The sequence below is a fragment of the Streptomyces sp. NPDC031466 genome (assembly GCF_055581265.1).
Genome location: NZ_JBVIJT010000002.1, coordinates 410,986 through 429,753, shown reverse-complemented (window position 1 = coordinate 429,753; position 18,768 = coordinate 410,986). Strand labels below are relative to the sequence as shown.

General features: G+C 73.3%; 17 protein-coding genes and 1 riboswitch. Of the genes, 9 read left to right on the top strand and 8 right to left on the bottom strand.

The window, feature by feature from the left end:
- Positions 1-19: 19 nt before the first annotated feature.
- The 4 genes from ACZ5GP_RS04780 (at position 20) to ACZ5GP_RS04765 (ending at position 5,633) form a co-directional block, all read left to right on the top strand.
- On the top strand, positions 20-577 hold the full coding sequence (locus tag ACZ5GP_RS04780; protein WP_468749400.1) for a beta-class carbonic anhydrase: 558 nt from the start codon (positions 20-22) through the stop codon (positions 575-577).
- Positions 578-796: 219 nt separating this feature from the next.
- Positions 797-1,819: an AAA family ATPase gene (locus tag ACZ5GP_RS04775; protein WP_468749399.1), complete on the top strand. Its 1,023-nt coding sequence runs from the start codon at positions 797-799 to the stop codon at positions 1,817-1,819.
- Complete coding sequence (locus ACZ5GP_RS04770; protein WP_468749398.1) at positions 1,819-3,183, top strand: DUF58 domain-containing protein; 1,365 nt, start codon at positions 1,819-1,821, stop codon at positions 3,181-3,183. Before ACZ5GP_RS04775 ends, ACZ5GP_RS04770 begins: the two co-directional genes overlap by 1 nt.
- Complete coding sequence (locus ACZ5GP_RS04765) at positions 3,180-5,633, top strand: transglutaminase TgpA family protein (RefSeq protein WP_468749397.1); 2,454 nt, start codon at positions 3,180-3,182, stop codon at positions 5,631-5,633. The genes ACZ5GP_RS04770 and ACZ5GP_RS04765 overlap by 4 nt, the downstream gene beginning before the upstream one ends.
- 117 nt (positions 5,634-5,750) lie before the next feature.
- Here ACZ5GP_RS04765 and ACZ5GP_RS04760 read toward each other — a convergent pair whose 3' ends face one another.
- The 3 genes from ACZ5GP_RS04760 to ACZ5GP_RS04750 form a co-directional block, all read right to left on the bottom strand.
- Positions 5,751-6,161: a DUF3040 domain-containing protein gene (locus ACZ5GP_RS04760; protein ID WP_468749396.1), complete on the bottom strand. Its 411-nt coding sequence runs from the start codon at positions 6,159-6,161 to the stop codon at positions 5,751-5,753.
- 271 nt (positions 6,162-6,432) lie between these two features.
- Positions 6,433-7,269, bottom strand: a complete 837-nt coding sequence (locus ACZ5GP_RS04755; protein ID WP_468749395.1) for a class I SAM-dependent methyltransferase — start codon at positions 7,267-7,269, stop codon at positions 6,433-6,435.
- A gap of 97 nt (positions 7,270-7,366) precedes the next feature.
- Positions 7,367-7,915, bottom strand: coding sequence for an SAV_6107 family HEPN domain-containing protein (locus ACZ5GP_RS04750; RefSeq protein ID WP_468749394.1), 549 nt, complete (start codon positions 7,913-7,915; stop codon positions 7,367-7,369).
- A gap of 162 nt (positions 7,916-8,077) precedes the next feature.
- On the opposite strand from ACZ5GP_RS04750, the gene ACZ5GP_RS04745 reads away from it, so the two are divergent.
- The 5 genes from ACZ5GP_RS04745 (at position 8,078) to ACZ5GP_RS04725 (ending at position 14,129) form a co-directional block, all read left to right on the top strand.
- Positions 8,078-8,872, top strand: coding sequence for an ATP-binding cassette domain-containing protein (locus ACZ5GP_RS04745; RefSeq protein ID WP_468749393.1), 795 nt, complete (start codon positions 8,078-8,080; stop codon positions 8,870-8,872).
- Positions 8,844-10,928, top strand: a complete 2,085-nt coding sequence (locus ACZ5GP_RS04740) for a YhgE/Pip family protein (RefSeq protein ID WP_468749392.1) — start codon at positions 8,844-8,846, stop codon at positions 10,926-10,928. Before ACZ5GP_RS04745 ends, ACZ5GP_RS04740 begins: the two co-directional genes overlap by 29 nt.
- A 47-nt stretch (positions 10,929-10,975) precedes the next feature.
- Positions 10,976-11,596 (top strand): TetR/AcrR family transcriptional regulator, encoded by a 621-nt coding sequence (locus ACZ5GP_RS04735; RefSeq protein ID WP_468749391.1) that lies wholly within the window; start codon positions 10,976-10,978, stop codon positions 11,594-11,596.
- Positions 11,597-11,969: 373 nt separating this feature from the next.
- Complete coding sequence (locus ACZ5GP_RS04730) at positions 11,970-12,584, top strand: DUF4126 domain-containing protein (RefSeq protein ID WP_468749390.1); 615 nt, start codon at positions 11,970-11,972, stop codon at positions 12,582-12,584.
- A 45-nt stretch (positions 12,585-12,629) separates the two neighbouring features.
- Complete coding sequence (locus ACZ5GP_RS04725) at positions 12,630-14,129, top strand: phytoene desaturase family protein (RefSeq protein ID WP_468749389.1); 1,500 nt, start codon at positions 12,630-12,632, stop codon at positions 14,127-14,129.
- A gap of 19 nt (positions 14,130-14,148) precedes the next feature.
- On the opposite strand, the gene ACZ5GP_RS04720 is transcribed toward ACZ5GP_RS04725, so the two are convergent.
- The 5 genes from ACZ5GP_RS04720 to ACZ5GP_RS04700 all read right to left on the bottom strand — a co-directional run bounded on the left by ACZ5GP_RS04720 (position 14,149) and on the right by ACZ5GP_RS04700 (position 18,489).
- Positions 14,149-15,015 (bottom strand): hypothetical protein, encoded by an 867-nt coding sequence (locus ACZ5GP_RS04720; protein WP_468749388.1) that lies wholly within the window; start codon positions 15,013-15,015, stop codon positions 14,149-14,151.
- Between the two features lie 52 nt (positions 15,016-15,067).
- Positions 15,068-15,985, bottom strand: coding sequence for a methylenetetrahydrofolate reductase [NAD(P)H] (metF, locus tag ACZ5GP_RS04715; RefSeq protein ID WP_468749387.1), 918 nt, complete (start codon positions 15,983-15,985; stop codon positions 15,068-15,070).
- Between the two features lie 114 nt (positions 15,986-16,099).
- Positions 16,100-16,753 carry a thiamine phosphate synthase gene (gene thiE / locus ACZ5GP_RS04710; RefSeq protein ID WP_468749386.1) on the bottom strand — a complete coding sequence of 218 codons (654 nt, stop codon included), beginning with the start codon at positions 16,751-16,753 and terminating at the stop codon, positions 16,100-16,102.
- A 76-nt stretch (positions 16,754-16,829) separates the two neighbouring features.
- A complete protein-coding gene (locus ACZ5GP_RS04705; RefSeq protein WP_468749385.1) occupies positions 16,830-17,195 on the bottom strand; it encodes an Rv2175c family DNA-binding protein in 366 nt (121 codons plus the stop codon).
- A gap of 58 nt (positions 17,196-17,253) precedes the next feature.
- Entirely contained in the window at positions 17,254-18,489 is a 1,236-nt protein-coding gene (locus ACZ5GP_RS04700; RefSeq protein ID WP_468749384.1) for an NAD(P)/FAD-dependent oxidoreductase, read from the bottom strand.
- A 130-nt stretch (positions 18,490-18,619) separates the two neighbouring features.
- A riboswitch (TPP riboswitch) is annotated at positions 18,620-18,732 on the top strand.
- Positions 18,733-18,768: the final 36 nt, after the last annotated feature.

Below are 18,768 nucleotides of genomic sequence, written 5' to 3'. Positions count from 1 at the left end.
GAGCACTAACGTCATAGCCATGTCGACTTCCGCATCCCCTTCCGGCCCCACCCCCACAGCGCCGAACGGTGACCTGGCCGCCGACTCGGTCACCGACCGTCTGGTGGAGGCGAACGTGCGTTACGCCGCCGACTTCACCGATCCCGGCATGGACGCCCGCCCCGTGCTGCGCGTGGCCGTCGTCGCCTGCATGGACGCGCGCCTCGACCTGCACGACGCGCTCGGCCTGGAGCTGGGCGACTGCCACACCATCCGCAACGCGGGCGGCGTGGTCACCGACGACGTCATCCGCTCCCTGACCATCAGCCAGCGGGCGCTGGGCACCCGCAGCGTGGTCCTCATCCACCACACCGGCTGCGGCCTGGAGTCCCTCACCGAGGAGTTCCGCCAGGACCTGGAGAACGAGGTCGGGCAGCGGCCGACCTGGGCGGTGGAGTCCTTCCGCGACGTCGACCAGGACGTACGCCAGTCGATGCAGCGCGTGCGGACCTCCCCGTTCCTGCTGCACACCGGCGACGTCCGCGGCTTCGTGTTCGACGTGACCACGGGCCTGCTGAGGGAAATCGACCCTGCGTGACGGACAAAAGGCCCTGAGACCCGACAAAGCGTCGCCAGTTATCCACAGGCGAGTGACACGACCCGGTACGCCCAACAACAATGCGGGGTGACACCACGCCGACCGTTCAGGCGTGGTGTCGGTGAATTCGTGTGGACCGGGTCGCGCGCGTGAGCGGCGGCCCGGACACGGGGTATCCCCTGCTCCTCAAGAGCTCGGGGAAGGGCCGAGGAGGGCCGGGTGACGACCTATGACGATCGAGCGAGCCTCACAGACCTGACCACCACAGCGGAGCGCGTCCGCAGGTCGGTGGAGGGTGTGATCGAAGGCAAGCCGGAGGTCGTACGGCTTTCGCTGACGGTGCTCCTCGCCGAGGGGCACCTGCTCATCGAGGATGTGCCGGGCGTGGGCAAGACCATGCTCGCCAAGGCCCTCGCGCGCTCCATCGACTGCTCGGTGCGGCGCATCCAGTTCACGCCCGACCTGCTGCCCTCGGACATCACCGGGGTGTCGATCTTCGACCAGCAGCGCCGCGACTTCGAGTTCAAACCCGGCGCGATCTTCGCCCAGATCGTGATCGGCGACGAGATCAACCGCGCCTCCCCGAAGACGCAGTCCGCGCTCCTTGAGTCCATGGAGGAGCGCCAGGTCACCATCGACGGGCAGACCTACGAACTGCCCAGCCCCTTCATGGTGGTGGCCACCCAGAACCCCGTGGAGATGGAGGGGACCTACCCCCTGCCCGAGGCGCAGCGCGACCGTTTCATGGCGCGTGTCTCGATCGGTTATCCGGGCCCGGAGGCCGAGCTGCAGATGCTCGACGTGCACGGCGGCGTCTCGCCCCTGGACGACCTCCAGCCGGTGGCGCACGCGCACGACATCGTGAAGCTCATCGACGCGGTCCGCACGGTCCACGTGGCCGAGTCCGTGCGGCGGTACGCCGTGGACCTCGTCGCCGCCACCCGCAGCCACCCGGATCTCAGACTCGGCGCCTCCCCGCGCGCCACGCTCCATCTGGTGCGCGCCGCCAAGGCCTCCGCCGCGCTCAGCGGCCGGGAGTTCGCCCTGCCGGACGACGTGCAGGCCCTGGCCGTCGCGGTCCTCGCGCACCGCCTGCTGCCCACCGCGCAGGCCCAGCTGAACCGCCGCACCGCCGAATCGGTCATCCTGGAGATCCTCCAGCACACGCCCGTCCCCGCCGCCGCCCCACCGGGCGCCGGAGCCTTCTTCGACCAGCGGCCGCCCGGCACCCGGGGGCTCTGATGACGGCCGGGGGGATGCCGGCGGGCCCCGCGCAGGACGACAGAGCCGGGCTGCGCACGGCTCTCGCGGGCCTGACCACCCGCGGACGCTCCTTCCTGGCGGCCGGGGTCGCCGCCGCCATCTGCGCCTACGTCCTCGGCCAGGCCGACCTGCTGCGCGTCGGGCTGCTGCTCGCCGTGCTGCCGCTGGTCTGCGCCCTGGTCCTCTTCCGCACCCGCCACCGCGTGGCGAGCAGCCGCAGGCTCTCCCCCGCGCGCGTGCCCGCCGGTTCCGAGGCCCGGGTGCACCTGCGGATGGACAACGTCACCCGGCTGCCCACCGGACTGCTGATGCTCCAGGACCGGGTGCCCTACGTCCTCGGCCCCCGGCCGCGGTTCGTGCTCGACCGCATCGAGGCGGGCGGGCGCCGCGAGGTGTCCTACCGCGTCCGCTCCGACCTGCGCGGGCGCTATCCGCTGGGACCGCTGCAACTGCGCCTGACGGACCCGTTCGGAATGTGCGAGCTGACCCGCTCCTTCTCGACGTACGACACCCTCACCGTCATCCCGCGCGTGGAGGCACTGCCCCCGGTGCGGCTCACCGGCGAGGCCAAAGGGTACGGCGAGGGGCGCAACCGCTCGCTGGCGCTCGCCGGTGAGGACGACGTCATCCCGCGCGGCTACCGCCACGGCGACGACCTGCGCCGGGTGCACTGGCGCTCCACCGCGCGCTACGGCGAGCTGATGGTCCGCCGCGAGGAGCAGCCGCAGCGCGCCCGCTGCACGGTGCTGCTGGACACCCGGGGCGCCGGCTTCCGGGGCGCGGGACCCGACTCGGCCTTCGAGTGGGCGGTGTCCGGCACGGCATCCGCCCTGGTGCACATGCTGGAACGGGGCTTCTCGGTACGGCTGCTGACCGACACCGGCACCTCCGTGCCGGGCGAGGGCTCCGACGGCTTCGCGGGCGCGAGCCAGGAGTCGGCGGACGCGGCCGGCCTGATGATGGACACCCTCGCGGTCGTCGACCACTCCGACGGGGCCGGGCTCTCACGCGCGTACGACGTGCTGCGCGGCGGCAACGAGGGCCTGCTCGTCGCCTTCCTCGGCGACCTCGACGAGGAACAGGCGGCCGTGGTCGCCAAGATGCGCCGCCGCAGCGGCGCCGCGGTCGCCTTCGTCCTGGACGGCGCGGCCTGGGCGCGGGGCCCCGGCGGTGCGCCGTCCGGCGCCGGTGAGGCGCGGGTGCGGATGCTGCGCGAGGCGGGCTGGACGGCGCTGCCGGTGCCCGCGGGGGCGAGCCTGGCGGACCTGTGGCGACAGGCGGACCACGCCCGCGCCGGCGCCGCCGGACCGCACGGAGGTACGACAGTGGGGGGATGGTCATGAGTGGACGCGCGCGACTCGCGCTGTGCGCCACCGCGGCCACGCTGATGGCGTCGAGCGCGCTGCTGCCGCTCGTCGATCCGGCGACGTGGTTCCTGCAGGCGGTGCTCCTGCTCGCCCTGCAGAGCGGGGTGGGCGCGCTGGCCCGGCGGGCGCCGCTGGCCAGGCCGCTGACCGTGGCCGTGCAGGCGTTGGTGACGCTGCTGCTGCTCACCCTGGTCTTCGCCCGCGAGCAGGCGGTCGCCGGGATCGTGCCGGGGCCCGAGGCGTTCCACCGCTTCGGCGTGCTCCTGGAAGCGGGCGGCGCCGACGTCGGGCGGTACGCGATCCCGGCGCCGCTCAGCGACGGCATCCGGCTGATGCTGGTGGGCGGGGTCCTGGTGATAGGCCTCGCGGTGGACGCGCTCGCGGTGACCTACCGCACGGCGGCCCCGGCCGGGCTGCCGCTGCTCGCGCTGTACTCGGTCGCGGCGGGGCTCTCCGGGAGCGGCGCCGGATGGCTGTGGTTCCTCTTCGCCGCCTGCGGCTATCTGCTGCTGCTCCTGGCCGAGGGGCGGGACCGGCTCTCCCAGTGGGGCCGGGTGTTCGGCGGCGGCGCCCCGCGCTCTCCGGGACGGGTCTCCGGGGGGCTGGAGACCCGTGGCGGGGCCAGTGCGCCGGTCCGCACCGGGCGGCGCATCGGCGCTCTCGCGCTGGGTGTCGCCCTGGTGGTGCCGCTCGCGCTGCCGGGCCTGGACGGCGGCCTCCTGGGCGGCTCCGGGGGTCCGGGCGGGAACGGCACGGGCGGCGGCGGGACGATCTCCGCCGTGAACCCCCTGGTCGCGCTCCAGGACAGCCTGAACCAGCCGGAGGACCGGGAGGTCCTGTCGTACCGCACGAACGCCGAGCAGAGCGACGAGCTGTATCTGCGGATCGTCTCGCTCGACCAGTTCGACGGCACCACCTGGAAGACCACCGTCCGGGGCATCGAGGACGTGCCCTCGCCGCTGCCCGACCCCCAGGGGCTGTTCCCCGACGTCCGCAGGACCGAGATCCGCACGAAGATCTCGGCCGCCGACGGCTACGCGCAGAACTGGCTGCCCATGCCGTTCCCCGCCAGCCAGGTGGACATCGGCGGCCGGTGGCGGTTCGAACCGGTGGGCCGCGCTCTGGTCGGCGACCGCGGGCAGACCACGCGCGGCGTCGACTACGAGGTCAGGAGCCTGGTCGTGGAGCCCACGGCCGACCAGCTGGCCAACGCCTCCTCGCCCCCGGCGAACCTGCGGCGGGAGTTCACCAAGGTGCCCGACTCGCTGCCCGCCATGGTCGCGGACACCGCCCGCCGGGTCACCAAGGGCTCCGCGAACCCCTACGAGCAGGCGGTCAAGCTCCAGGACTACTTCGCCTCGGACGGCGGATTCACGTACAACACGCAGGTCAAGGCGGGCAGCGGCCCGTCGGCGATCGAGAAGTTCCTGAGGCAGAAGGAAGGCTTCTGCGTCCACTTCTCCTTCGCGATGGCCTCGATGGCGCGCACGCTCGGCATACCGGCCCGGGTCGCGGTGGGCTTCACGCCGGGCTCCGCACAGGCTGACGGCACGATGTCGGTCGGGCTGCGGGACGCGCACGCCTGGCCCGAGCTGTACTTCGAGGGTGTGGGCTGGACCCGTTTCGAGCCGACGCCCAACCGGGGCTCGGTGCCCGACTACACCCGCTCGGACACCCCCTCCGGTGATGCGACCGACTCGGACACCCCGGAGCCGTCCCGCACCTCCGAGCCGTCCGCCGCGCCCTCGGCGTCCGACAGCTGCCCGCCCGAGGTGCGCAAGCAGGGCGGGTGCGCGAGTGCCGCGCCGCAGGTCGCGACCGGTTCGGGCGGCGACGGCCCGCCCATCGGGACGATCGTCCTGGTGGCCCTCGCCGCGTTGCTCCTCCTCACGGTGCCGCTGCTGCCCCTGCTGTGGCGGACCCGGGTGCAGACGGTGCGGCTGGGGCCGGCCGGTGGCGTCCAGGGCGGCGCGGTCCTCACGCCCGCGGTCGCCGCGCCCCGGACCCTGGGCGCCTGGCTGGAGGTGACGGACACGGCGTGGGACCTCGGCATCGAGCCGGACGAGTCGCAGACGCCTCGCAAGGCGGCCGCGCGGATCATCCGCGTGGGGCAGCTGTCCGACGGCCCGGCACAGGCCCTCCACCGGGTGGCGACCGCCGTGGAGCAGGTGCTCTACGCGCCCACTCCGCAGCCGCCGCCGGCCGGGCTGCTCGACGACGTGCGGCGGGTACGCGAGGGGCTGCGGGCCTCGGCGAGCCGCACGGCCCGGCTGCGGGCGACACTCGCGCCGCGTTCGGCCGCTCGGGTGGTGTGGGCGCTCTCCGAGCGCTGGACGGCGTTCGGCACCCGCTGGAGCCAGCGGGCCGCCGAGCGGTGGGCGGCCCTGACCCGGAAACTGCCGCGTCGGGCCCCGCGCCAGGGATGAGGCGCCGTCGGCGGGCATACGTGTGAGGAGACGCGCGTACGTGTGAGGGGTGGCCGCCCGCGGGCGGTCACCCCTCACATGTTCACGGTCTGTTGTGGCGGCCTCGCGGGGCCCGGCTCACTGACCACCCTGCTGTTCGTCGCGGCGGCGCTGCCACCGCTGCTCGATGCGGTCCATGACGGAACGGCGCTGCCTGGTCTGCCGACGAGCCTGCGGTCCACCCTGCGCGGCCGCGCCCGAGGGCTGCTCGCCCGGCTTCGGGGCCTTGCGCCAACCGGTGACGGCGAGCACAGCGCAGCCCAGCATGACGAGGAATCCCACCACGCTGATCCAGATCTGCTGGGCGACCATTCCGGCCATGAGAAGGGCGATGCCCACCAGGAAGCCGACGACCGCTTGGTAGACCCGCTTCCGGGTGTACGTGCGCAGCCCGCTTCCCTCAAGCGCTGTCGCGAACTTGGGATCTTCGGCGTACAGCGCTCGCTCCATCTGCTCGAGCATGCGCTGCTCGTGCTCCGAGAGCGGCACGGAGTCCTCCTCATCGTGCAGTCGCCGGGGCGACCGGGGGTCCCCTTCAGGATAGGCAGGGAATCGCCCCCGTGAAACCCGCCCCTCTGCGCCAACTTCGCCAAACCGGGCCAACACATCGCTCCGGCTCGCTGAAGCGTGCATTCCCCGGCGGCCGAACCGTCATGCGGGACGGTGTCCCTCGATCATACGGCGCCGGTAACCCGTTCGGGGGGCTGTGGCGTACTCCATGTGCTGCCGCGCCGCTGATCAGCGGCGCGGCGGGGGTCCCTCAGGCCTGGTCCGTACCGCGCGCTTGCCCCAGCACGTGGAGCTGGGTGGCCACGGAGTGGAAGGCGGGCAGCTCGGCGGCGGCGGCCTCCAGCTCCAGGAGGGCCTCCATGGCACCCGGCTCGGTGTCCACCAGGACGCCGGGGACGAGGTCGGCGAAGACCCGCACGCCGTGCACCGCGTCGACGCGCACGCCGGCGGCCTCGACCAGCTCGGTGAGCTGCTCGGCGGTGAAGCGGCGCGGCACGGGGTCGCCCGCGCCCCAGCGGCCCGCCGGGTCGGTGAGCGCGGTCTGCGCCTCCTTGAAGTGGCCGGCGAGGGCCCGCGCGAGCACGGCGCCGCCGAGGCCGGCGCCGAGGAGGCTGAGCACACCGGCGGGGCGCAGCGCGTCGACGGCGAGGCGCACGCCCTCGGCCGGGTCGTCCACGTACTCCAGGACGCCGTGGCACAGGACGGCGTCGAAGCCGCCGCGCTCGACCACGTCGAAGAGGCCGAGGACATCGCCCTGGACCCCGCGCACGCGCTCGGCGACGCCGGCCTCGGCGGCCCGGCGCTCCAGCGCGAACAGGGCGTTGGGGCTGGGGTCCACGACCGTGACCCGGTGGCCGAGGCCGGCCACGGGCACCGCGAAGTTGCCGCTGCCGCCCCCGGTGTCGAGCACGTCCAGCCGGGTGCGCGACTGGCGGCCGACGGCCTCGGTGCGGCGGTCCAGGGCCTCCTTGAGGACGTCCCATACGACGGCGGTACGCAAAGAAGCGCGCGGGCGAGGGGAGTCGGAGCGCAGCGACGCCGCTTGGGGGCGGTGGGGGGAGACGGGCGGGCGCATCGGGTCCGACACGGCAGTTGACTCCTCGGCGCGTGGGTGGGCGATCGTCCCCACCTTATTGCCTGTCGCCCGGTGCCCCGCCCACCCGTCCCGGGCGACGAGCGGCCGGTCAGCCCGCGTTCGGCCGCTCCTCTCCCGCCTCCGCCGGCTCCTGCCTCGGCTGGGGCAGGACGGGCTGGAGGACCAGCATCCGCTCGACCAGGCGCAGGAACATCACCACGTCACGGACGAGGTCGTCGGCGTCGCGGCCGGTGGCGGCCCCCCGGATGCCCGCCTCGGCGCGGGCCCGGCGGGCGGCGCCGGAGGCGAACAGGGCGCTCCACTCGGTCAGTTCGGGCGCTATCTCGGGCAGGACCTCCCAGGCGCTGCGGATGCGCTGCCTGCGGCGCGGGGTCGGCTCGGGCCTGCCGCGGGCGGCGAGGACGGCGGCCGCGGTGCGCAGGGCGGCCAGGTGGGCGGTGGCGTAGCGCTCGTTCGGGGCGTCGAGGCGGGCGGCCTCGTCGATTCCGGCGCGGGCCTGGGCGAGGAGTTCGAGGGCGGCGGGCGGGGCGGTCGCGCGGCGCAGGACGGGGTGGACGTCGCTCGCCGGGCCGTTCAGCGCGGGTGCGGGGCGCACGGCGCTGTGCCGGTGTGCGGCTGCCGCGGAAGTGCTGGCCATGACGAACCTCCTGTCGTCGTGTGACGGCACTGTGGCCGTATGTACCCATCGTGGGCCACGCCACTGACAATCGGCTCTGACCTGGACCTTTGCGTCGAGTGGGGGTTCGGGCCTACTTTTGTACTGACTGGTCAGTTCAAAAACGGATTGTCAGGGGGGATTGTGGACGGTTCGACCGAGGCCGCTCGTGGAGTCGCCGTCGCCGCCGAGGAGTTCGGGCTCAAGGGCCCGCGCGGCTGGGCGTTCCACGGCATCGACATCGACGCCGGGCCCGGATCGCTGATCGCTCTGGAGGGCCCGTCCGGCTCGGGCCGCACCTGCCTCCTGCTCGCTCTGACGGGACGTATGCGCGCCACCGAGGGCCACGCTCGCGTGGCGGGCTTCCGCCTGCCCGAACAGCTGGCCTCCGTGCGCCGGATCAGCGCCCTGGGACCCGTGCCCGGCGTCACCGATCTCGACCCGGCGCTGACCGTCGCCGAGCATCTGCACGAACGGGCGCTCCTGGAGCGGCGGTTCGGCGGTCCGCTGCGGGGCCTCTTGCGGCCGCGCGCCGAGCGGCGCGACGAGATGCGGCTGCGCGTCGGCGCCGCGCTGGCCGCCGCGGGGCTCGACCTGGAGTCGCTGCCCAAGGGTCGCCGGACCTCCGTACGCGATCTGGAGCGGCTCGAGGCCCTGCGCCTGTCCGTGGCCCTCGCGCTGATCGGCCGGCCGCGGCTGCTCGGGGTCGACGACACCGACCTGAAGCTCTCGGATGCCGAACGCGGCGAGGCCTGGGCCCTGTTGAGGTCCCTCGCGGAGAGCGGCACGACTGTCGTGGCGGTGTGCAGCGAGGCGCCCGAGGGCGCGGTCGTGGTGCGCACCGGCGCCCGGCCGGTGCCGGACACCGAGCGGGAACAGCACGGTGGCGACGACGACAAGGAGACGGCGGATGCGCTCGCCCAAACTGGCCTCGCTTGAACTGAGGCGCTTCGGCAGGGGGAAGCTGCCCCGGGCCGCGCTCGTCGCGCTGCTGCTGCTCCCCCTGCTGTACGGCGCGCTGTACCTGTGCTCCTTCTGGGACCCGTACGGGCGTCTCGACCGCATACCCGTCGCGCTCGTCAACGAGGACGAGGGGGCCACCGCGCAGGGCAAGAAGCTCCGGGCGGGCGACTCCATCGTGCAGAAGTTGCACGACAGCAAGACCTTCGAGTGGCACGAGGTCACCGACGCCGAGGCACGCGAGGGCGTCGAGGACGGGAGGTACTACCTGTCGCTGACCATGCCCTCGGACTTCAGCAAGCGCATCGCGTCCAGTTCCGGGGAGTCCCCGGAGACGGGCGCCCTGCGGGTGCGTACGAACGACGCGAACAACTACATCGTCGGGCAGATCTCGCGGACGGTCTTCTCCGAAGTGCGCAGGGCCGCGTCGACCAAGGCCTCGCGCTCCTTCCTCGACAAGATCTTCATCTCGTTCTCCGACATCCACGACAAGACGCAGCAGGCCGCGGAGGGCGCCGACAAGCTCGACGGCGGCATCGGCAAGGCCAAGAAGGGCTCGACGGACCTCGCGAAGGGGCTCGGGGACGCCAAGGACGGCAGCGCCGAGCTGGCCTCGGGCGTCAAGAAGCTCCACAAGGGCGCGGGCGACCTGAAGAGCGGCGCGCGGCAGGTCGCGGACGGCACCCACAAGCTCGCCGGCAAGGTCAACGGCACCGCGGACAAGGTGCGGCCCTTCCTGAAGGACAACGGCAAGACCATCGGGGACACCGCCCAGTTGGTCGCCGACACCTCCAAGGCGATGCGCCGCAACCTGGACGACTGGGTCAAGCTCGCCCCCGGGGCCGCCAAGGGCGCCAAGGAGGGCTCCAGGACCATCGGCGACTTCTACGCGAAGCACTGCGAGAACGCACCGGTGCCCGATCCCAACTGCCCCAAGTTCAGGGAGGCCAAGGAGGCCGCCGAGAACGTCTCCACCATCGCGGACGACATGAACACCGTGATCAAGGACCAGCGCGGCGACGCCAGGCGGCTCGACAAGCACCTGGCCACCCTCCAGAAGAAGTCGCAGGCGCTCGCCGACCGCGCCCCGCACCTCGACGAGGACCTGGACAAGGCCGTCACCCAGATCAACGAACTCGACAGGGGCGCCGGCAAGGTGGCCGACGGCGCCAAGAAGCTGCACACGGGCCTCGGCACCGCCAAGACGGGCGCCAGCGACCTCGACACGGGCATCGGCAAGCTGGAGACGGGCGCGAGCGACCTCAAGGGCGGCATGTTCAAGCTCGCCGACGGCTCGGCGAAGCTGTCCGGCGGGCTGCACGACGGCGTCAAGAAGATCCCCGACTACGGCAAGAAGGACCGCGACGCCCGCACCGACGTCATGGCCGACCCGGTGCAGCTCGCCTCGCGGTCGCTGCACAAGGCGCCCAACTACGGCACGGGTTTCGCGCCGTACTTCATCCCGCTGTCCCTGTGGGTGGGCGCGATGGTGGCGTACATGCTGATCGCGCCGCTCAACCGGCGCGCGCTCGCCGCGGGCGCGTCCGCGTGGCGCATCGCGCTGGCCGGCTGGCTGCCCGTGGTGGCCCTCGGGGTGCTCCAGGTGGCGGCCCTCATGTCGGTCCTGCACTGGGGGCTCGGCCTCCAGATGGCCAGGGCGGCCGGCACGATCGGCTTCCTGTGCCTCACCACGGCGTGCTTCGCGGCCATCGTGCAGTGGCTCAACGCCCGCTTCGGGGCGGCCGGGCGGATCCTCGTCCTGGCCGCGCTCATGCTCCAGCTGACGTCGGCGGGCGGCACCTATCCCGTGCAGACGAGCCCCGGCTTCTTCGGGGCGATCCACCCCTTCCTGCCGATGAGCCATGTCGTCGACGCGCTGCGCAGGCTGATCACCGGAGGTGGCCTCGGGCCCGTCTGGCAGGCGTGCGCGGTCCTGGCCGCCTTCACGCTGGGTGCGCTGGCGCTCACCGCGCGCTCCGCGCACCGCAAGCAGGTGTGGACCCTGGAGCGGCTGCACCCGGAGCTGAGCCTGTGAGCGCATCGAGGACGGGTCGCCCCGCGGGACCTGTGAGAATCAAGGTCATGGACAGCAGTGCAGGCAGCTCCCGGCGCGAGGCCACCCGGCAGAAGCTCTACGAGGCGGCCGTCACCCTCATCGCGGAACAGGGTTTCTCCGCCACGACGGTCGACGAGATCGCCGAACGGGCCGGGGTCGCGAAGGGCACGGTCTACTACAACTTCGCGAGCAAATCGGTCCTCTTCGAAGAGCTGCTGCGGCACGGCGTCGGCCTGCTGACCGCCTCCCTGAGGGAAGCGGCCGAGGAGACGCGCAAGAGCGGCGGCAGCAATGTCGACGCCCTCGACGCGATGATCAGGGCCGGTCTCGTCTTCATCAACCGCTACCCCGCCTTCACGCAGCTGTACGTCGCCGAGCTGTGGCGCACGAACCGCGCCTGGCAGTCCACCCTGCTCGTGGTCAGGCAGCAGGCCGTCGCGGTGGTCGAGGACGTGCTGCGAGCGGGCGTCGCCACCGGGGAGCTGAGCGAGGAGATCGACATCCCGCTGACGGCCGCGGCGCTCGTCGGGATGGTGCTGGTCGCCGCCCTGGACTGGCAGGCCTTCCAGCCGGAGCGTTCCCTGGACGACGTGCACGCGGCCCTGTCACGGCTGCTCCAGGGCCGGGTCAGCGGCACGCGCGCGTAGCGGTACGGCAGCCCGGTAAGCGCCCGTACGAAGGCGCCGGTCCGGTGCCCCCTGTTCGCCAGGTGGCACCGGACCGGCGCCTTCTTCACGTCCCCCGTGACCCCCGTGCGTCCCCCGTGTGGTCGCCCCCCGAGTCACCCCCGTACCTCGCTCCCGCCTCGCGGCGGAAGGAGCGGCCAAGGGCCCGGCGCCGTTTCCGCCGCCCCGTGTCGGCGGTACCGGCGCCGTGCCCTTCTCCGTGCCCCTCACTCTGCCGTCTTCGCAGGTGGGGGCCTATCCGCGCGCGTACTCATCTCCGCGGCTAGGTAGAGATACTCAGACGTGCGCACCGATCCCCGGGCCGCGTCGCCCGACAGTGGTTACGATCGCGTCCGTGTCCGTACTCCCCCTGGTGTTCACCAGCGGCTGGGCGAGCGGGATCAACGCGTACGCCGTTGTCCTGCTGCTCGGCGTCTTCGGCGCGACCGGCGTCAGCGACGAGGTGCCCGAGGCGCTCCAGCGGCCGGACGTGCTGATCGCCGCCGGGGTGCTCTTCCTCTGTGAGGCCGTCGCCGACAAGATCCCCTACGTCGACTCCGTCTGGGACGCGGTGCACACGGTCGTCCGGCCGGTGTCCGGCGCCGTGGTGGGCGCGCTGCTCGCGGGCCAGAGCGGGTCCCTGTCGGACCTCGCGGCGGGCGCCGTGGGCGGTTCGACGGCGCTGGCCAGCCATGCGGTGAAGGCCGGCACCCGGATGGCGATCAACACCTCGCCCGAGCCCTTCAGCAACGTCGTGCTGAGCACGGCCGAGGACCTCGGGGTCGGCGGGCTCATCTCCTTCGCGATGTTCTACCCGGAGGCCGCCGCCGTCATCGCGGCGGTGCTCCTGCTGCTCGGTCTGTTCCTGCTGTTCTTCCTCCTCTCGCGCATCCGCCGGTTCCTGCGGCGCAGGGCGCAGCGGCGCGAGGAGAGACGGCTGGCCGGACGGGACGGGCCGCCCGCGCTCTGAGGCCCTGCGGCACGGCTGTCGGTGGTGGCCGATAAAGTCCCTGGCATGGCACGGATTGTGGTGATCGGCGCCGGGATGGGCGCCATGACGGCCGCCGCCCGGCTGGCCGTCGCGGGCCACCGGGTGGTGGTGTACGAACGCGGGCGGACCTACGGCGGCGCGCTCGGCCGCGTCGAGCGGGACGGGTTCGCCTTCGACACCGGGCCCGGCCTGCTCCAGCTCCCCGCGGTCTACCGCGACGTGTTCGTCAAGACCGGCAAGGAGCCCCTGGAGCAGTGCGTCGAGCTGTCCCAGGTGGAGCCCGCCGTGCGCCATGTCTTCGCCGACGGCACCACGACCGACCTGCCGAACGCCTCGCGCGCGGGCGTCGGCGAGGCCCTGGACGCGGCCCTCGGCGCCGGCGCGGGCGCCCGCTGGGCGGCGTTCATGAACCGCGCGAGGGAGACGTGGGACCGCACCCGCCGCCCTCTCCTGGAAGAGCCCCTGTACCCGAACTGGCGGGTGCTCGGCGCCCGCGAGCCGTACCCCGCCGTGCCCCACAAGCGCCTGCTGCGCCCTGAGCGCCGCGCGGGCACCCTCAGTGAGATCGGCGAGCTGGAGCTGGGCGGCGACGCCCGGCTGCTCGCGCTCCTGGAGCAGTTCGCCCTCGCGCAGGGCCTCGATCCCCGGTCGGCCCCGGCGAGCGCGGCCGTCCTGCCGTACATGGAGCAGACCTTCGGCACCTGGTCGGTGCGGGGCGGCCTGCGCGCGCTGGCCACAGCGGTGTACGAGCGCTGCCTGGCCCGCCGGGTCGAGTTCGTGTTCGACACGGCGGTGGTCCGGATCGCCCAGAAGGACGGCCGGGCGGCGGGTGTGGAACTGGCCGACGGCTCGACGGCCGACGCCGACTTCGTGGTGGCCGGTGTGGCGCCCACCGTCCTGGACGGGATGCTCTCCGGTGTGGACATACGGGCGCGGGGTGACGTCCCCGCGCGTTCCGGGCTGCCCAGCCGGCTGACGGTCCTGCTCGCCCTGTCGGGCGCCCGCCCCGAGGGCGTCCCGCACCGGACGGTGCTGCACTCCCGCGACCGGCAGGACGAGCTGGACCGCCTCTTCGGGGAGCGGCCGGGCCTGCCCGCCTCCCCCACCGTGACGGTGCTGCGCCCCGACGACCCGAGCCTGACGCCCGACGGCGCGCACGAGGCGGTGACGCTGACGGTGACGGTGCCCGCGCGCCTGGAGGTGGGCCCGGCCGACGTGGAGCGGGTGATCTCCCGGGCCGAGTCCGTGCTCCCGGGGCTGCGCGAGCGCCTCCTGTGGCACGAGACCCGCACCCCGGCCGACATCGCCGAGGCCACCGGCGCCGACGGCGGCGCGGTCCCCGCCCCGGCGCTCGCGGCGGCCGGCGGACGGCTCCTGCACCCGTCCAACAGCACCCGTCTGCCGGGCCTTTTCGCGGTCGGCGGCTGGTCGCACCCGGGCGGCGGCCTGCCCCACGCCGGCATGTCGGGCGCGCTGGTCGCGGGGCTGATCGTCGAGGGCCCTGATTTCCGGGGCTCTCAGTGACCCTGACCTCCGGAGGGGGTCAGTAGCGGTACTGCTGCTCGTTGTGGCCCGGGTTGTCGTGGCCGTCATGGCCGTCGTGGCCGTCGGCGTGTCCGCCCTGGGGCGGGTACGGCTGCTCCGCCGGGAGTTCGCCGCCGTACTGCCCCTCGGTGGTGCGCTGGTGCGGCACCCAGACGCCGCCGGGCGGGGTGTCGTCGTAGACCTCGCCGAGCCCGCCGTAGGTGGCGCCGCCGTACGGGGCGTAACTCTGCTGGTCGCCGTAGCCGGCGTAGCTCTGTCCCGCGTCGTAGGTCTGGGTGCCGACGTACGGGTCGGAGTACGCGGCGTACTGCTGGTGGCCGGTCTCGTCGTAGCCGTAGTTCTGCTGGTCGTGGCCGGTGAAGGGCGCGGCGTCGAAGTCGTTCCCGGCGGCCTGCGGGGTGGCGCCCGCGGCGGGCGGGGCGTACGGCGTGTCGCTGTAGACGCCGTACTGCCCGGTGTCGTCGGGCAGGGGCTGCGGCTCGTGGACCGCCGGGTCGTGCGCGGGAGGCGGCGGGACCTGCTCGTACTCCAGGTCGGACACCTGGAGCGCCGGTTCCCGCACGTCCGCGGCGGGCCGTGACGGCTTCTTGCGGCGCTTGCTCAGGCCCGGCCTGCCGCCGAGCGCCCAGCCGGTGGAGAAGCCGCGGCGGAACGACAGCGTCACGTACGTCTGGCCGACGGCGAAGGCGATGGCGCCGGCCGCGATGACCAGGACCGAGGAGAGCACCACGCCGACGACGACGCCCAGGAAGCCCACGAAGGCCAGCAGGCGCCAGCGCAGCCTGGCCTTGTACTGCAACAACACCTCGCCGAGCAGCCACAGCGCGACGAATCCGAACGCGATGTAGAGGACCGTCCAGCCCATGTACGCCCCACTCCCCTACGGCCGCCGCCCGTGGGTACGGGGGTACTGCCGTTCAGGCCTGTTCGTGCAGGCCCAGATTCTCGTAGATTTCCAGCGTCGCCGTGGAGTTGTTGAGCGTGATGAAGTGCAATCCCGGCACGCCTTCGGCCAGCAACCGCGCGCAGAACTCCGTCGCGAACTCGATGCCAATGGAGCGTACAGCGGCGGGATCGTCTTTGGCCGCGAGGATCCGCTCTTTCAGCCCGTCCGGGACCACGGCGTTGCTGAGCTGGGGCAGCCGGTCGAGCTGGCGGACGTTGGTGACCGGCATCATCTCGGGGATGATCGGCGTCGCGCAGCCCGCCGCCTCGACGCGGTCGCGCAGCCGCAGGTACTCCTCGGGATCGAAGAACATCTGGGTGATGGCGTAGTCCGCGCCGGCCCGGCACTTGTCGATGAAGTGGCGGGTGTCGGACTCCCAGTCGGGCGAGCGCGGGTGCATGGCGGGGAAGGCGGCGACGCCCACGCAGAAGTCGCCGGACTCCTTGATGAGTTCGACCAGTTCCGAGGCGTAGGTGAGGCCCTTGGGGTGCGCGATCCACTCGCCGAGCGGGTCGCCCGGCGGGTCGCCGCGGACCGCGAGCATGTTCCGGATGCCGGCGTCGGCGTACTGCCCGATGATGTTGCGCAGCTCCGCCACGGAGTGGTCGACGGCGGTCAGATGCGCGACGGGCGTCAGCGTGGTGTCGGCGACGATCTGCTGGGTCTCCTTGACCGTGCCGGTCCGGGTCGAACCGCCCGCTCCATAGGTCACGGAGACGAAGTCGGGGGCGACCGCCTCGACCCGGCGCAGCGCGTTCCACAGATTCCGCTCGCCCTTCGGGGTCTTCGGCGCGGAGAACTCGAACGAGTACGTCGTCTTGCCGGTCGCCAGCATGTCGCGCACGGTGCGCGCGCGGTCCGTCCTGGTGGAAGCTGTGCCTAGGGCCATATGGGCAGGTTAGCCAGGCCTCGGCGGTCCCCCAACCGGACCTGGCGATTTCAGGGCATTTGTCGGGGGTCTTGTCCACGGACCGGACACTGCGCGCCACGGCCGCGCCACGGCTCAGCCGGCCGTACGCAGCCGCTTCGCGAAGTCCGCGGCGGCCGCGCCCGGGTCGTCGGCCTCGGTGATCGCCCGCACGACGACCACGCGGCGCGCGCCCGCTTCGAGGACCTGGTCGAGGTTGCCCGCGTCGATGCCGCCGATGGCGAACCAGGGGCGGTCCGTGCCGAGGGAGGCCGTGTACCGGACCAGGTCCAGGCCGGGGGCGTGGCGGCCCGGCTTGGTGGGGGTGGGCCAGCAGGGGCCCGTGCAGAAGTAGTCCACGCCCTCCTGGGCGGCGGCCGCGGCGGCCTCGGACTCGGCGTGCGTGGAGCGGCCGATGAGCACGTCCCGGCCGAGGATGGCGCGGGCGGCGGGGACCGGCAGGTCGCCCTGGCCGAGGTGGAGGACGTCGGCGCCGATGGCGTGCGCGACGTCCGCCCGGTCGTTGACCGCGAGGAGCTTGCCGTGCCGCCGTGCGGCGTCGGCGAAGACCTCGAGGTGCGCCAGCTCCTCGCCGGCCTCCATGCCCTTGTCGCGCAGTTGCACGATGTCGACGCCGCCCGCGAGGACGGCGTCGAGGAACTCGGGGAGGTCGCCCTGGCGCCTGCGGGCGTCCACGCACAGGTAGAGACGGGCGTCGGCGAGCTGGGCGCGCGGGTGGTCGGCGGCCATGGAGAGGTCCCCCCGGTGTGAATGGGCGACGCGGGCCGCGCGCGAACGCGGCCCGCACCCGAAACGGTGTGTTCGGTCAGACGGCGAGCGCCTGGGCGCGGCGCTTCACCTCCGTGCCGCGATTCTCGCTCAGGGCCTGCGCGGGGGTGCCGGGCAGGGAGATGTCGGGGGTGAAGAGCCACTCCAGCATCTCTTCGTCGGAGAAGCCGTCGTCCCTCAGCAGCGTCAGAGTGCCGACGAGGCCCTTGACGATCTTGTCGCCGTCGATGAAGGCGGCCGGCACCTGGAGCGTGCGGTTCTCCCCACGGCGTACGGCGATCAGCTGGCCTTCCTTGACCAGCTGGCGTACGCGCGTCACCTCGACGTCGAGCATTTCGGCGATGTCGGGGAGGTGGAGCCAGGCGGGGACGAGCGCGTCGGTCTTTGAGTCAATCTCGGTCACCGCCCCAGCGTATCTCTGGCCGGGGGCCCGGGCGTGCCTGGCTCTCCCCGGTGGCGTCCTACAGTGCCGCCTTCTTCAGCGGCACCGACGGGTCGGCCGCCAGGACGGGGTCCAGGTGGGTGCCCGCCTCGATCAGCTTGCGGCCCTGGGCCAGGTCCCTGGGGCGGCCCACCGCGAGGACCGCCGCCAGGGCGCCGCTCCTGAGCCAGCACACCGACCAGGCCACCCCTGTCGGGTCGCCGCGCCACACCAGCTCGTCGGTCGCGGTGTGGTGGCCCGCGTACTGCACGAAACGGCCGAACTGCTCCGACCAGAAGTAGGGCACCGGGTCGTACGCCGTCGGGGTGTCGCCGATGATGTCGGCCGCCACGGTGCGCGGGCCCTGGAGGGCGTTGTCCCAGTGGTGGACGAGCAGGCGCTCGCCGTACCTGGCGGAGGGGAAGGAGGCGCAGTCGCCGACCGCGTACACGTCGGGCGCCGAGGCGCGCAGGTGGTCGTCGGCCACGACCTCCCGGTGGGCGCCCAGCTCGATGCCGGAGCCGGCCAGCCAGCCCGTCGCGGGGCGCGCCCCGATGCCGACGACGACGGCGCCGGCGGGCAGCCGGGTCCCGTCGGAGAGGAGCACCGCGCCGGCCTCGACGCGCTCCACGCGCGCGTGGGTGCGCAGTGCGGCTCCGGAGTCCGCGTACCAGCCCGCCATGCGGGCGGCGACCTCTTCCGGCAGCGCTCCGGCGAGCGGCCGGCCCGCGGCCTCGACCACGGTGACGGCGCAGCCCGCCTCGCGCGCGGCCGTCGCGAACTCCGCGCCGATCCAGCCGGCCCCCACGACCACGATGTCGTGCTGCGCGGCGAGCACCGGACGCAGCCGCTCGGCGTCGTCCAGGGTGCGCAGGAGGTGGACGCCGGGGACGCCTTCGGTGCCCGGCAGCCGGATCGGTTCGGCGCCGGTGGCGAGGACCAGGACGTCGTAGCCGACCGGGCCGTCGGCGGTGTCCAGCGCGTGGTCGGTGGGGCGCACCCCGGTGACCTCGCGGCCCAGGGTGAGGTCGATGCCGAGGGCCTCGAAGTCGACGTCGAAGGCGGAGCCCTCCGCCTTGCCGAGCAGCACCGCCTTGGACAGTGGCGGCCTGTCGTAGGGCTGGTGCGGCTCCGCCCCGATGAGGGTGACCGTGCCGGCGAAACCCTGCTCGCGCAGGGCCACGGCGGTCTGCACCCCGGCCATTCCGGCGCCGACGATGACGACGCGCCGCCCGGCCTGCCCCTGCTGCCCGCTCTGCCTCTGCTGCTCGCTCACCCGATCACTGTAGGGCGGCGGGCGGGGCTGCCCTCAGAGGCCGGGAAGGAGATCTCTGACACAACGTCACCGACCATGCCCGGACAGCTCCCCTACTGCGTCACCGGGCGACGGGCTAGGGTGGTCGGCGCAGAGCACTCGCGGGAGCCCGGACGCACCGGGCTGAGAGGGAGGCTGGACGGCCTCCGACCGTACGAACCTGATCCGGGTCATGCCGGCGAAGGGAGGGGCTGGACGCCCATGCAGCCACGTACACCGGCACACGCGCCACCGGCGCGA